This is a genomic window from Caulobacter sp. LARHSG274 (assembly GCF_052871235.1).
This window is the reverse complement of the sequence record NZ_JBIXJO010000002.1, coordinates 496,681-511,263: the sequence shown is the minus strand read 5'-3', so window position 1 is coordinate 511,263 and position 14,583 is coordinate 496,681. Positions and strand designations below refer to the sequence as shown.

The following is a 14,583-nucleotide window of genomic DNA, read 5'->3' as shown; positions in this document are numbered from 1 at the left end:
TGTGTGTTTCGGATTAGCGTCCAATGCGACGGCTGAATCTGGGCCCCGGCCTTCGCCGGGGAGACGGGAGAAGTGCGGTCACCGCACTCAACACCCCAGCCGCCTCAGCCCGCCGGCGGTCCCGACGAGCCGCGCTTGATCAGGGTGAACTTCATCAACTGGTGGCTGGGCTTGGGATCGGCGCCGGCCTTCTGGGCCTTGACCTCGTCGACGATCAGGGCGACCGCGGCCCGGCCCATCGCCGCGATCGGCTGGTGGATGGTGGTCAGTTCCGGCCAGACCGTGGTGGCGACGGCGGTGTCGTCGAAGCCGCAGACGGTCAGCATGTCCGGCACGCTGATCTGCTGGCCGTGGGCGACGGCCAGGACCGCGGCGGCCATGTCGTCATTGCTGGCGAAGATCGCGGTCGGCCGTGTCGGTCCGGTCAGCAGCAGCTCGGCCGCAGCCAGACCCGAGCGATAGGTGAACATCCCCGGCACGACCCAGTCGGGCGCGATCGCCAGGCCGGCCTCGGCCATGCCGGCGACGAAGCCCTCGTAGCGGACCTCGGTGGGGGTGTGCTGCGGGTCGCCCTGGATGAAGCCGATCCGGGTATGGCCCAGCTCGACCAGGTAGCGGGTCATGGCCAGGGCGCCCTGGAAGTCGTCGATGCGGACCGACGACACGTCGCTGACCGGCCGGGCGGTGGCCATGGCCAGCACGGTCACCCCGGCGGCGTGCAGCATGTTGATCGTCGGCCGCGAGTCGCACAGCGGCGGCGGCAGGATCACCCCGTCGACCCCCGCTTCCAGCAGGCGCTTGACCGCCGTCTTCTGGCTGGCCAGGCCGCCGCACTTCTCCAGCACCAGCTGGCTGGACAGGCGCGAGCTCTGCTCCAGCCCGCCCATCATGAACTCGCTCAGATAGGAGGCGCTGGGGTTGCTGTAGAGCACGCCGATCCGCGCCGCCGTCAGGCCCGAGCGGGTGTTGCGGGCCGCGACATTGACCGAATAGTTCAGCGCCTTGACCGAGGCCATGACCTTGGCCTGCATCGCCGCGCTGACATATTTGCCGCCGTTGATCACCCGCGACACCGTCATCGAGCCGACCCCGGCGTGGCGGGCCACGTCGTGGATCGTGACCGCGCGCCCGTTGTCGGGAACCGTCGGGGCCGAAAGATCGTCGCGCGCCTTGACCAAGTCGTGGCTCCTAAGGATGTCGACGGGGCGAGGCCTGGCGCACGGCGCGCCGCCCGCTCCCCTCATAGGAAGAAGAATCTCCCGGTTCAACCGGCGCTGCGGGCCCGCCGGAGCGCCTCACGGCGTCACCCGGAAGCCGTCGACGTCGGTCCAGCCGATCCGGGTGGCGGTGTTGGCCGCCGTTCCGGCCGGCGCCTGGGCGAACAGCCCGACCTGGGCGCCGACCCAGCGTCCGGGACGGCTGATGAACGGCGCGCCCAGCTCGACATAGGTCACGCCGTCGAAGCTGTAGCTGAACCGGACCTTGGCGTGGGTCGAGCGCAGCATCGACGGCCAGTAGGGCGAAAAGCCCGGCGGCGGGTCGGCGACGGTGACCGGCTCGGCCGTCAGCCGCAGATAGACGGTAGCCGGAGCCTTCTCCGCCCCGACCGTCACGGTCTCGGGCTTGAAGGCGTCCGCCCCGGTCCGGTCGACGCGGACCAGCCTCAGGCCCTCGGCCCGGTTCTCCAGGCCGATCCAGGCGTAGTCGGCGCCGAACATCACCAGGCCGGCCCGCTCGCCGACCGCCTTGGGCGCGGCGGTGAGCTTGGTGGTGGCCGTGAAGCGCGGCCCGGGCAGCTTCTGGGTCAGCAGCGCCCCGGCCTCCCACAGGTTCTCGGGCGAGGAAATGGACTTCAGCCGCAGGAAGCCCGCACGGGCGTCCAGGCTGCTCCAGTCGTCCTGGGGATTGGCGTTCCACTGCCAGGCCAGGGACAGCGGGCCGTCGAAGGCGTCGTCGGTCGGCGGCGCGGTGGGTGCTCCCGCCGAGGCGCCGGCCGGCTTGCGCCAGGTCAGCACCGGCTCGCCAATGCCGTTCCCGTCGCGGTCCTGGCCGATCACCGGCCAGCCCTTCTTCCAGCGCATCGGCTCCAGCCAGACCCGGCGGCCGTAGGAGTCGGTGTCCTGGAAATGCAGGAACCAGTCCTCGCCGGCCGGAGTGGTCACCCAGGCCCCCTGGTGCGGCCCGTTGATCGGGGTCGAGCCCTGGTCGAGCACGTCGCGGCCCTCATAGGGGCCCTGCAGGGCGCGCGACCGGAACACCCCCTGCCAGCCGCCCTTCACGCTGCCGCTGGGCGCGAACACATAGTACCAGCCGTCGCGCTTGTAGAGCTTGGGGCCCTCGGTGGTCATCCACGGCATCGGCCCGCGGGAGGTGGCGACCTTGGGCAGCTTGTCGGCGTCGATCAGGGTGATCGCCTCGCCTGCCGTCCGGTCGCCGGCGGCGTTCAGCCGCTTGGCGCTGATGATGTTGTTGATCCCCGCACGGCTCTTGGCCCAGCCATGGACCAGCCAGCCCTGGCCGTCGTCGTCCCAGAACGGGGCCGGGTCGATCGCCCCCTTGCTGTCGTCGACCAGCACCGGATCGCTCCACGGCCCGGCCGGATCGGTCGCCGTGACCAAGAAGATCCCGAAGTCCGGATCGGGATAGTAGATCATGAACTTGCCGTCGCGATGCCGGATGGCCGGCGCCCAGACGCCGCCGCCGCGCCGCGGAACGGCGTGATGGGCGGCCGGGGTGATCTTCGGCAAGGCGTGGCCGATCAGGGTCCAGTTGACCAGGTCCGTCGACTTCAGGATCGGCAGGCCGGGGACGTTGGTGAACGACGAGGCGGTCAGGTAGTAGGCCTCGCCCACCCGCACCACGTCCGGATCGGAATAGTCGCCCGCCAGCACGGGGTTGGCGTAGGTCCCGTCGCCGCGGTCCGGCAGCCAGACGGCCTGGGGCGCTGCGGCGTCGGCGCGGGCCGTCGCCAGGCCGGCGAGGGTCAGCAGCAGGACCAGGGCGAGACTCGACTTCACGCGCATCTCCATCACAGCGGCTCGAACAGGATCGCCTGGCCGCCGCTCGGCTTGAGGTCAAGCGCCAGGGTGGTTCGCGCCTCGACGATCTGTTCGCGGATGACCACCGGCGTGTCGCTGGCCGCGCCGGCCGCAGGGCCGTCCGCGAAGATCGTCGCCTTCCACCGCCCGGCGCCGAGAAAGGCCAGGGCGGTCGGCAGCACCCTCGCCTGCTCGTTGGTCATCGCGCCCAGGAACCAGCGGCGGCCGTGGCGGCGGGCGACGACCACATGCTCGCCGATCGCCCCTGACAGGGCCCGGGTCTCGTCCCAGGTGGTCGGGCATTCGTCGAACCAGCGCAGGTCGGGCCAGTCGCGGCCGGCGTATTTGTCGGGGGTGTCGTACCAATAGAGAAAGGTCAGCGGGTTGTAGTAGACCGCCGCCATGGCCAGCTGGTGGGCGTTGGTGGTCTGGTTCCTGGGGTTGGCGTAGCAGATCGTGTAGTCGATCGGCCCGGCTGCGGCGCGGGTGAACGGCAGGGTGACATTGTGGCGAGCGGTCGGGAACTGCTCGTTGCCGCGCACCCCTTCCAGCGCGACATAATTGGGCAAGGTCCGCTCCAGCCCGGCCGGGCGCAGGTTGTCATGCAGATTGACCAGCAGGCGATGCTCGCCGCAGGCCTTGACCAGATCGAAGATGAAGTCGTTGTCGGCCTGCCGCCCCTCCCATACGAAGCCGAACTTGATCCCGGCCACGCCCCAGGCCTGGTAGGTCTTCAGGATGGCGTCGCGCTGGCGCATGGCCGGCACGCGGTCGACATAGAGGATCATGCCGATCCCCTTGGCGCGGGCGGCGGCGATGATCCGCGGCATGTCGAGGGCGGGAATCGGCACGGTGGCGTCGCCCGGATCGGTCCCGTCGCCGTACCAGTGGGCGTCGAACTCCACATAATCGAGCTTGCGGGCGGCGGCGAAGTCGACCACCGCCAGGGCGCCGGCGGTGCTGTAGGGCTTGCGGATCCGCACCGCCCGGCCCGGCTTCACCCAGCCGACGTCGCCCAGGATGTTGGGCGTCGCCAGGGTCGGGATCAGGTCGGCCCGCTCGATCAGGCCGGCCGGCTGGTCGGCGACGACCAGCACCCGCCAGGGCGTGGCCTGGCCGACATCGAGGACGAAGGTCGGGGCCAGCGGCGTGTCGCCGGGACCCGACCAGCCGGTCGCCCGGCCGGGGAACTGCATCAGGTGCGTCGCCAGCCCCTCGGCGGGGTCGGCGGCCGGCCGCAGCATGGCGCGCGGATAGTGCAGGCGGTCGGACTCGGCGATCAGCATGGTCGCGCCCTTCAGCACGGCGGTGACCGGCAGGTCGGCCAGCGGCCCGACATCGGAGCTGCCGGTCAGGTCCGGATGGGCCGCCGGCCCCAGCCCGGCCGGCGCGGTCCGCTGGTACTCGCCCTCGTCGCGGCTGGCATAGACCTCGGCCCCGCCCGGCAGGTTGAAATGGGTCGCCTCGCCGGCCAGGGTCAGCCCCGCCCCGCCGGGCGCGCCGCACAGGACGTAGCGCACGGCGCAGCCGGCGTCATAACAGCGCCCGACCACCGAGAATTCCACGCCGGTGTGCGGGTCGCGCAGGTCGACGGTGATCTCCGAGGCGGCCTGGTCATAGCGGTCGCGCAGGCCGAAGGTCGGCGTCCAGCTCCCCGACAGCCGTCGGCGGCGCACGCCGGTCACCCGGGCGCCGGGGCCCAGCGGCGTTCCGTCTTTCAGGATCAGGCCCAGGCGGCTGGGGGCCAGCACCGCCTGGCCGTCGCGGCGGACGGCCCAGCGCGGCCATGGGCCGTGGAAGCTGAGCTCAAGCCGCAACCGGCCGTCGGGCGAGCTGACGCCCAGTGGGTCGGAAGCGGCCGCGAGGCTGGCGGAGGCGGCGCCGGCCAGCGCCGCGCCGGCAATGCCGGCCGCGGACGACAGCCACAGGCGGCGGGTCATGCGCGCGTCGGCAGGGTTCAGGGCGATCGAAGCCGGTCCAAGCCGCGCCGGCCGAGGCTCGCGATCCGCCATGTGCTTCCTCCCGGTCGTCTTCTTATGGTATCGATATCTTTGCTCGCCTGGCCCGACCTTGGCAAGCGACGGTTTGATCCTCGGCCCGCCATGCCCTCCGGCGAGGGCGGGACTGGGCCCCATCGGTTCGCGCCCGCGGCGATCGGAATGCAGCCTCCGCGCCCCGCGCCGCCTTGACGACCATGGGAGCGGTATCATCTAAGGGCGTCCTGACGCCTGCATGGAAGGACCGCCCCTTGCCCCTCACCGGTGAACTCCTGATCGACGGCGCCGCACGCGCCGGAACCGGCGGCCCGATCCATGCGGTCGACCCCAGCACCGGCGAGGCCCTGGCCCCGGCCTTCGGCGGCGCCACCCGCGACGACCTCGACGCCGCCTGCGCCCTGGCGGCGGCGGCCTTCGGCCCCTATCGCGCCACCTCGCCCGAGCAGCGCGCCGCCTTCCTAGAAACCATCGCGGCCAAGATCGAGGCGATCGGCGACGAACTGATCGTCCGGGCCATGGCCGAGACCGGCCTGCCCCGGGCCCGCCTCGAAGGCGAGCGCGGCCGCACCATGGGCCAGCTGAAGATGTTCGCCGGCGTGCTGCGCGACGGCGGCTGGCTGGACGCCCGCATCGACCCGGCCCTGCCCGATCGCAAGCCCCTGCCGCGCCCGGACCTGCGCCTGCGCAACGTGCCGCTGGGCCCGGTGGCGGTGTTCGGCGCCTCGAACTTCCCGCTGGCCTTCTCGGTGGCCGGCGGCGACACCGCCTCGGCCCTGGCGGCCGGCTGCCCGGTGGTGGTCAAGGCCCACCCGGCCCATCCGGGCACGTCCGAGCTGGTCGGCCGCGCGGTCCAGGCCGCCGTCGCCGAGGCCGGCCTGCCCAGCGGCGTCTTCGCCCTGCTGCACGACGCCGGCATCGAGATCTCGCAGGGCCTAGTGGCCGACGCGCGGATCAAGGCCGCCGGCTTCACCGGCTCGCGCCGCGCCGGCCTGGCCCTGCTGGCCATCGCCCAGGGCCGGCCCGAACCGATCCCCTTCTATGCCGAGATGAGCAGCATCAACCCGGTCCTGCTGCTGCCCAACGCCCTCAAAGCCCGCGGCGGCGCCATCGCCCCCGAGTTCGTCGCCGCCCTGACCCAGGGCGCGGGCCAGTTCTGCACCAATCCCGGGCTGATCCTGGCCATCGACGGCCCCGAGCTGGACGCCTTCCTGACCGCCACCGCCGAAGTGGTGGCCAAGGCCCCGGCCGGCCTGATGCTGACCCCCGGCATCTGCAAGGCCTATACCGGCGGCGTCCACGCCCTGGAGACCACCGAAGGCGTCACCCCGGTCGCCCACGGCCAGGACGGCGGCCACGGCCACGGCCGCGCAGCCCTGTTCTCGGTGGCCGCCGAAACCTTCCTGGCCACCCCGCACCTGCAGGACGAGGTGTTCGGCGCCGCCTCCCTGGTGGTCCGCGCCAAGGACCTGGCCCAGCTGCTGGCGGTGCTCGCCGCCCTCGAAGGCCAGCTGACCGTCGCCGTGCACATGGACGAGGCCGACACCGACCTGGCCCGCGCCCTGCTGCCGACCCTCGAGCTGAAGGCCGGCCGGGTTCTGATCAACGGCTTCGGCACCGGCGTCGAGGTCGGCCACGCCATGGTCCACGGCGGTCCGTTCCCCTCGACCTCCGACAGCCGCACCACCTCGGTCGGCTCCCTGGCCATCTTCCGCTTCCTGCGGCCGGTATCTTACCAGAATCTGCCGGCGGCCCTGCTGCCGGCCGAGTTGCAGGACGCCAACCCGCTGGGCATCGCCCGGCGGGTGGATGGCAAGGTGGTGCTGGGCTAAGCGCTCAATTTATATCGCCATCCTCCGCTTCATGCGGGGATGGCGGTCTGATGACGCACTTAAAGTTCCGCTCATCCCGGCGAATGCCGGGACCCAGATGGAATGGCTTTGAGGTGGGTTCCAAGAACTCAGCACTCATCCAATCCACCACAAAGCTATGGGATCTGGGTCCCGGCATTCGCCGGGATGAGCGGATTTAGGGATTATGCAGGGCCATACCCCCCACCCCCCGGCGTCTCGATGACGATCGCGTCGCCCGCCGCGACCTCGACCGCGTCGGTCGCGCCGAGCGCCTGAACCGCGCCGTCCGCCCGCTCGACCCGCGCCGATCCCAACCGTCCTGCCTCGCCGCCGCAAAGCCCGAACGGCGCCACCCGGCGGCGGTTGGACAGCAGGGTGGCGGTCATCGGCTCGCGGAAGCCGATCCGGCGCACCACCCCGTCGCCGCCGCGATGGGTCCCGGCCCCGCCCGAGCCGCGGCGGATCGAGAAGGCCTCGACCAGCACCGGATAGCGGCTCTCCAGAACTTCCGGATCGGTCAGGCGGCTGTTGGTCATGTGGGTCTGGACCGCGTCGGCGCCGTCGAAGTCCGGCCCCGCCCCGGCCCCGCCGCAGATGGTCTCGTAGTACTGGCGGCGGTCGTCGCCGAAGGTGAAGTTGTTCATCGTCCCCTGGGCGGCGGCCATCACCCCCAGGGCGCCGTAGAGGGCGTCGACCACCACCTGGCTGGTCTCGACATTGCCGGCCACCACAGCGGCCGGATAGCGCGGCCGCAGCATCGAGCCCTCGGGGATGACCAGCTCGACGGGCCGCAGGCAGCCGTCGTTCATCGGGATCTCGTCGTCGACCAGGGTGCGGAACACATAGAGCGCCGCCGCCCGGCAGATCGAGGCCGGGGCGTTGAAATTGGTCGGGACCTGGGCGCTGGTGCCGGTGAAGTCGACCCGGGCGGTGCAGGCCGCGCGGTCGACGCTGATCGCCACCTTGACCACGCTGCCGTCGTCCAGCTCATAGGCGAAGGCCCCGTCCGATAGGGTCGCCAGCACCCGCCGCACCGCTTCCTCGGCATTGTCCTGGACGTGGGCCATATAGGCCTCGACCACGTCCTGGCCGAACTCGGCGACGAGGCTGGTCAGGCTTTCGGCGCCGCGGGCGCAGGCGGCGACCTGGGCCTTGAGGTCGCCGATGTTCTGGTCGGGATTGCGGGCCGGCCATTTGCCCGAGGCCAGCAGGGCCCGGACCTCGGCCTCGCGGAACCGCCCGTCCTCGACCAGCAGGAAGTTCTCGATCAGCACCCCCTCCTCCTCGACCGTGCGGCTATTGGGCGGCATCGAGCCCGGCGTGATCCCGCCGATGTCGCCCTGGTGGCCGCGGGCCGCGACGTAGAAGGTCAGGACCTCGTTCTGGTCGAACACCGGCATGACCACCGTGACGTCCGGCAGGTGGGTGCCGCCGTTATAGGGGGCGTTGAGCATGTAGACGTCGCCGGGCAAGAGGCCCCGGCCGTCGTGCAGACGCCCGTCGCGCACCGCCCGGACGCTGTCGCCCATCGAGCCCAGGTGCACGGGCATGTGCGGGGCGTTGGCGATCAGCTTCCCGTCGCGGTCGAACAGGGCGCAGGAGAAGTCCAGCCGCTCCTTGATGTTGACCGAATAGGCGGTGTTCTGCAGGGCGAAACCCATCTCCTCGGCCACGGCCATGAACAGGTTGTTGAACACCTCCAGCATCACCGGATCGGCGTCCGCGCCCGCCGCCTGGCGCTTGGGCGTGGCGACCACGCGGTCGAGGATCAGGTTCAAGTGAGCGTCGACCCGGGCCCGCCAGCCGGGCTCGATCACCGTGGTGCCGGTAGCCTCGCGGACGATGGCGGGGCCGGCGACCTGGGCGCCGATCGGCAAGGCGGCGCGGTCGAAGACCGGGGTGGCGTGCTCGGCCCCCGCCATCCGGGCCAACACCGTCGCCAGAGGGACGAAGGCCTCCGAAGGCGCGCCGCAGCCGAGGTCGGGCGCCGCGCCGGCGTCGGCATGACCGATGGCCTCGACCGCCAGGGCCTCGACCACCAGGGCGGTGGCCGGCGAGACGAAGCCGAAGCGGCGCTGGTGCAGGGTCTCGAAAGCCGCGCGCACAGCCGGCGGGTCGGCGAGCGGCACGCGCAGCGGGGTGTCGGTCCCGGCATATTTGACCAGCAGGCTGGCGACCGTCTCGACCCGGACCAGCGGCACGTCCTGAGCGCGCAGGGCGGCCTCCGCCTCGGTCGCCAGGGCCGCCGCGCGGGCCGCAAGGTCATCGGCCTCCGCCAGCGGCCGCTCGACCGTCGCCTCGCGCAGGGTCCGCAGGTCGGCCAGGCCCATGCCGTAGGCGCTGAGCACCCCGGCGAACGGGTGGATCATCACCGATCGCATGCCCAGGGCGTCGGCCACCAGGCAGGCGTGCTGGCCGCCGGCCCCGCCGAAACAGGCCAGCACATAGCGGGTGACGTCGTAGCCGCGCTGGATCGAGATCTGCCGCACCGCCTTGGCCATGTTCTCCACAGCGATGGTCACGAAGCCCTCGGCGATCGCCTCCGGCGTCATCGCCTTGCCGGTGGCGGCGAGGATTTCGGCGGCCAGGGCCTCGAACCGCGCGACCACGACCTCGCGATCCAGCTGCTGGTCGGCGTGCGGCCCGAACACCGCCGGGAAGAAGTCCGGCGACAGCTTGCCGAGCATGACGTTGCAGTCGGTGACGGTCAGCGGCCCGCCGCGCCGGTAGCAGGCCGGGCCGGGATTGGCCCCGGCCGAGGCCGGCCCGACCCGGAACCGCGCGCCGTCGAACGTGCAGATCGAGCCGCCGCCGGCCGCCACGGTGTGGATGTTCATCATCGGCGCGCGCATCCGCACCCCGGCCACCACCGTCTCATAGGCCCGCTCGTACTCGCCGGCGTAGTGGCAGACGTCGGTCGAGGTGCCGCCCATGTCGAAGCCGATCACCCGCTCGAACCCGGCCTGGGCGGCGGTCCGGGCCATGCCGACCACCCCGCCGGCTGGACCGGACAGGATGGCGTCCTTGCCCCGGAAGGCGCGGGCGTCGGTCAGGCCGCCGTTGCTCTGCATGAACAGCAGCCGTGTCTCCCGGCCCAGGGCGTCCGCCACCCGGTCGACATAGCGGCGCAGGATCGGCGACAGATAGGCGTCGACCACCGTGGTGTCGCCGCGCCCGACCAGCTTCATCAGCGGGCTGACCTCGTGGCTGGCCGACACCTGGGTGAAGCCGATCTCCCGGGCGATCGCCGCGACCCGGGCCTCGTGATCGGTGAAGCGAAAGCCGTGCAGCAGCACGATCGCCACCGCCCGGAAGCCGGCGTCGAGGGCGGCCTGCAGCCCGGCCCGGGCCGCGGCCTCGTCGAGCGGCCGCAGCACCGTCCCCTCGACGCTGATCCGCTCGTCGATCTCGACCACGCGGTCGTAGAGGGCCTCGGGCTTGACGATCTGGCGGTCGAACAGCCGGGGCCGGGCCTGGTAGCCGATGCGCAGGGCGTCGGCGTGGCCGCGGGTGATCACCAGCACCGTCGGCTCGCCCTGGCGTTCGAGCAGGGCGTTGGTGGCCACGGTGGTGCCCATCTTGACCGCGTCGATGACGCCCGGCCCGTCGCCGAGAATCGCCCGCACCCCGGCCACGGCGGCGTCCTCGTACTGTTCGGGATTGTCCGACAGCAGCTTGCGGGTGACCCGGCCGCCATCCGGACGCCGCGCGACGATGTCGGTGAAGGTGCCGCCGCGGTCGATCCAGAACTCCCAGCCGCGCTCGGTCATGTTTCGTGGGACTCCGGTCAGGACCTTCTTTTGGCGGTGGGGGAGGTTCGCATCAAGGTGAGATGCGCCGCCGGGCTAACCCATCGCCGCGATCGCCGCCCAGACGCCCAGGCCCAGGAACACCAGGGCCGCGCCCAGGCGAACATATTTCAGCGGCACGATCTTCGTCGCGGCCTCGCCCAGATAGACCGCCGGGATGTTGGCCGCCATCATGCCCAGGGTGGTGCCGGCCGCGACCCACAGGACGTCGTGGAACCGCGCGCCGAGGGCGACGGTGGCGATCTGGGTCTTGTCGCCCATCTCGACCAGGAAGAAGGCGACGGCGGTGGTGACGAACACCCCGTAACGGCCCGCCCCGCCGGCCATGTCGTCGTCGGCCTTGTCGGGGATCAGGGCCCAGGCGGCCATGGCCAGGAACGAGATGGCGATCGCCCACTTGAACCAGGCGCCGTCCAGCAGGCTGGCGGCCCACGACCCGGCGAGGGCGGCCAGGGCGTGGTTGGCCAGGGTGGCCACCAGTATGCCCAGGATGATCGGCGCGGGCTTCTTGAAGCGCGTGGCCAGGATGATGGCCAGCAGCTGGGTCTTGTCGCCGATCTCGGCGATGGCCACCACCAGGGCGGATACGAGCAGGGATTCCATGGGTTCAAACAGGTCCTGGGCCGAGCGCACGCCAATAGCGTCGGAGCCCCCGCCCAGCCCGGAACGGAAACCGACGCCATTGGTCTCGCCGCGGAAGCCGATGGCCTCCTTCACCCGCGCCATGCCTCAAGAGACAAGTGTGTTGACGGCGGGCCCCGCTGATCGGCGCGGGCGGCTACTCCCCAAAGGTGGGCGAGGGAGTAGCGGGACAACGGACGGCGGTCAATGCGCCTGACACGCGCATTATTGGGCGGAACGGCCGACGGGCGCCCAGGGACCACTCACCGAGCTTGACCGACGACGCGATCCCACCCCTCACTGCGAGCGCAACCATTGGGGGTCCTGGGATGCGGACGATCGGTCTGGGCGCGGCGATCGCGCTGCTGTCGGCCAGCATGACGATGGCGGCCCAACCGCCCAAGGCGGCGACCAAGCCCCATGTCGACCACTATTTCGGTGAGACGGTCGTCGACGACTATCACTGGATGGAGGCTCGCGACCCGGAGTTCGCCGCCTGGATGAAGGGACAGGACGACGTCACCCGCGCCGAGATCGCCGCCCTGCCCGGCCGCAAGGCGCTGGGCGAGTCCATCGCCGCCTTCACCGCCGCCACCGCCACACCCACGTCGCTGGACGTGCGCGGCGACAAGGTCTTCTTCCTGCTGCGTCCGCCCGGCGCCGGCGTCCCCAAGCTGTTCGTCCGCGATCTTGCCGGCGGCGAGCCACGGATGCTGATCGATCCCGAGCCGATGAAGGCCGACGGCGGTCCGGTGTCGCTGAGCGCCTACGTCCCGTCGCCCGACGGGCGCAGGATCGCCTACACCCTGACCAGCGGCGGCTCGGAGGATGCGGTCCTGCACGTGCTCGACGTGGCCAGCGGCCAGGCCCTGCCGGAATCGATCGACCGCGCCCGCTTCGCCCAGCCCGACTGGGCGCCGGACGGCAAAAGCTTCCTCTACACGCGGCTGAAGATCCCGACCCCGGGGATGCCGGAACAGGAGCGTTTCCAGGACGAAGTGGTCTGGCGCCACGTGGTCGGCGAGGATCCGGCCAAGGACGTCAAGATCTTCGAGGCCAGCCGGCCCGACTCCGGAAACGGCCGCGACGGCATTCCCTTCGCCTACCAGCCCAAGGGCGCCGACGTCGTCTTCCTGCTCATCCAGGACGGGGTCTCGCCCTATGGCGAGGCCTGGATCGCACCGGCGGCCAGCGTCGCCGCCGGCCGTCCCGTCTTTCGCAAGATCGCTTCGTTGGCCGACAAGCTGGTGATCCTCGGCCTGGGTTCGGGCGGCTCGATCCTGCCGGCGGTGAGGGGCGGCAAGGCCTGGGTGGCGACCACCCTGGGCTCGCCCTATGGCCGGATCGTCGAGCTGGACCTGAGCAAGCCCGACATGGCCCATGCCCGCCAGGTCGCCCCGGGCGAGGGCGGCGCGCTGTCCGCCCTGGCCGTGGCCGCCGACGGCCTCTATGTGGCCCGGGCCGAAGGCGGAGCCTACGCCGTCTCGCACATCGGCTGGAACAGCGCGATACGGCCCGTCTCCGCGCCGTTCGTCGGCTCGGTGGACGCCCTCACGGCGGAAATCGACCAGCCTGGCGCGCTGGGCCTGTTCCAGTCCTGGGCCCGGCCGCCCGAAGCCTTCCGCCTGTCCGCCGACAAACCCGCCGCCAGCCTGGCGCTGGCCAGGCCGTTCCCCTTCGACCTGTCGGCCATCGTCGTCGACCGCATCGAGGCTAAAGCCCCGGACGGCACGATCATCCCCGTCGACGTGCTGCACCTCAAAGGCATGAAGCGAGACGGCTCGGCGCCGACCCTGCTGGAATCCTACGGCGCCTATGGCATCTCGGCGGATCCCTTTTTCCAGCCGCGGATGCTGCCCTGGGTGCTGCGCGGCGGCGTCTACGCCAACGCCCATGTCCGCGGCGGCAGCGAATATGGCGAGGCCTGGCACCTGGCCGGCAAGGAAGCGACCAAGCCCAACACCTGGCGCGATTTCATCGCCGCCGGCGAGGCGCTGATCGCCGAAGGCTACACGTCGAAGGCCAAGCTGGCGGGCACCGGCACCAGCGCCGGCGGCGTCCTGATCGGCCGCGCGGTCACCGAACGGCCCGACCTGTTCGCCGCGGCCTTCATGGGCGTGCCGATGGCCGATATGCTGCGGTTCGAAACCACCGAGGGCGGCCCCGCCAACGTCAATGAGTTCGGCTCGACCCGGACCGAGGCTGGCTACCGGGCGCTGAAGGCCATGAGCCCCCTGGTCCATGTGGCCGACGCAACCGCCTATCCGGCCACCATCATCTCCGCCGGCATGAACGACCACCGCGTGCCCGGCTGGGTGCCGGCCAAGATGGCGGCGCGGATGCAGGCGGCCAGCACGGGCGGCCCGGTGCGGCTGCGGGTGGACTTCGACGCCGGCCACGGCTTCGGCTCGACCAAGGCCCAGCGCGACCAACTCTATGCCGACGTCGAAGCGTTCCTGCTCCAGGCGCTGGGCGACCCGGAGTTCCAGCCCAAGGCGCCCTAGGCCCCGTCAGGCCGCCGCCGGCGGATCGAACCGCATCAGGTGGATGGCGACCCGCACCTTGCCGCCGGTGAAGGTCCCGCCGGCGGCGGTGATCACCACCGGGGTGTCGGCGTAATAGGCCGTCGGGCCGACCACCCCGATGTTGCTGGCGTTCTTGGCCACGCCGAGGCTGGAGCCGAACTTGCCCGTCTCGCCGGCCACGCCGCAGCTGTAGGACGTTGCGCCAGTCACCGCGACGCTGGTTCGGGTCGAGACGCCCAGCACGATCGCCCGGCTGGGGATCATCACCGTCGTGGCCGTGGCGGCGCCGGCCAGGGTCACCTCCTGTTCGAGGATCTCGAGCCGGGTGTTGGCCAGCAACGGCGAGCGGGCGGCGGTCAGGCTCCTGAAGGTCGCCGACAGCGGCGTCCAGGCCGCCCCGTCGAAGACCACGGCGACGCCCTCGTCCTTGACCCAGGCCAGCCAGCCGGCCGCCGGCGTCAGCAGGTCCCAGGCCCCGGCCTCATGGCGGGCCAGGACGCCCGCCGGCTGGCCGGCCCAGGCTGCGCCGGCGGCGCCGGCCGGCAGGATGTAGACCGCTCCGTCGGCGGGCGCGGCCGGCTGGGCGGCGACCGCCCGGCTCTCGACCGCCAGCTGGACGAGGCCGTCCAGGCGGGCGAAGGCCTCGTTGACGGTGATGTGTTTCTGGGCCTGGCCGGCCGCCACATAGGGCAGCGACAGGCGGGGAGTGGCGTCGTCGGACATGGCTTGCTCCTGAAGGGTTC

The 14,583-nt window shown here is 71.6% G+C and carries 8 protein-coding genes; 2 read left to right on the top strand and 6 right to left on the bottom strand.

Annotation, left to right across the window (positions count from 1 at the left end):
* Window positions 1-104: 104 nt before the first annotated feature.
* The 3 genes from ACIPQB_RS06725 to ACIPQB_RS06715 form a co-directional block, all read right to left on the bottom strand.
* Window positions 105-1,178, bottom strand: coding sequence for a LacI family DNA-binding transcriptional regulator (locus tag ACIPQB_RS06725; protein WP_446484439.1), 1,074 nt, complete (start codon window positions 1,176-1,178; stop codon window positions 105-107).
* Window positions 1,179-1,295: 117 nt separating this feature from the next.
* Window positions 1,296-3,017 carry a glycoside hydrolase family 43 protein gene (locus ACIPQB_RS06720; protein ID WP_446484438.1) on the bottom strand — a complete coding sequence of 574 codons (1,722 nt, stop codon included), beginning with the start codon at window positions 3,015-3,017 and terminating at the stop codon, window positions 1,296-1,298.
* Window positions 3,018-3,028: 11 nt separating this feature from the next.
* A complete protein-coding gene (locus ACIPQB_RS06715) occupies window positions 3,029-5,050 on the bottom strand; it encodes a glycoside hydrolase family 97 catalytic domain-containing protein (protein WP_446484437.1) in 2,022 nt (673 codons plus the stop codon).
* Between the two features lie 236 nt (window positions 5,051-5,286).
* On the opposite strand from ACIPQB_RS06715, the gene ACIPQB_RS06710 reads away from it, so the two are divergent.
* Window positions 5,287-6,864, top strand: coding sequence for an aldehyde dehydrogenase (NADP(+)) (locus tag ACIPQB_RS06710; protein WP_446484436.1), 1,578 nt, complete (start codon window positions 5,287-5,289; stop codon window positions 6,862-6,864).
* Between the two features lie 203 nt (window positions 6,865-7,067).
* Here the strand turns inward: ACIPQB_RS06710 and ACIPQB_RS06705 are convergent, their stop codons facing one another.
* Together ACIPQB_RS06705 and ACIPQB_RS06700 are read right to left on the bottom strand one after the other, a co-directional pair.
* Window positions 7,068-10,655, bottom strand: a complete 3,588-nt coding sequence (locus ACIPQB_RS06705; RefSeq protein WP_446484435.1) for a hydantoinase B/oxoprolinase family protein — start codon at window positions 10,653-10,655, stop codon at window positions 7,068-7,070.
* A gap of 75 nt (window positions 10,656-10,730) precedes the next feature.
* A complete protein-coding gene (locus tag ACIPQB_RS06700) occupies window positions 10,731-11,297 on the bottom strand; it encodes a TMEM165/GDT1 family protein (RefSeq protein ID WP_446484737.1) in 567 nt (188 codons plus the stop codon).
* A 347-nt stretch (window positions 11,298-11,644) separates the two neighbouring features.
* Between ACIPQB_RS06700 and ACIPQB_RS06695 the strand changes: the two genes are divergently transcribed.
* Window positions 11,645-13,819: a prolyl oligopeptidase family serine peptidase gene (locus ACIPQB_RS06695; protein WP_446484434.1), complete on the top strand. Its 2,175-nt coding sequence runs from the start codon at window positions 11,645-11,647 to the stop codon at window positions 13,817-13,819.
* Between the two features lie 6 nt (window positions 13,820-13,825).
* Here the strand turns inward: ACIPQB_RS06695 and ACIPQB_RS06690 are convergent, their stop codons facing one another.
* Window positions 13,826-14,563 carry a DUF2793 domain-containing protein gene (locus ACIPQB_RS06690; RefSeq protein WP_446484433.1) on the bottom strand — a complete coding sequence of 246 codons (738 nt, stop codon included), beginning with the start codon at window positions 14,561-14,563 and terminating at the stop codon, window positions 13,826-13,828.
* Window positions 14,564-14,583 lie beyond the last annotated feature (20 nt).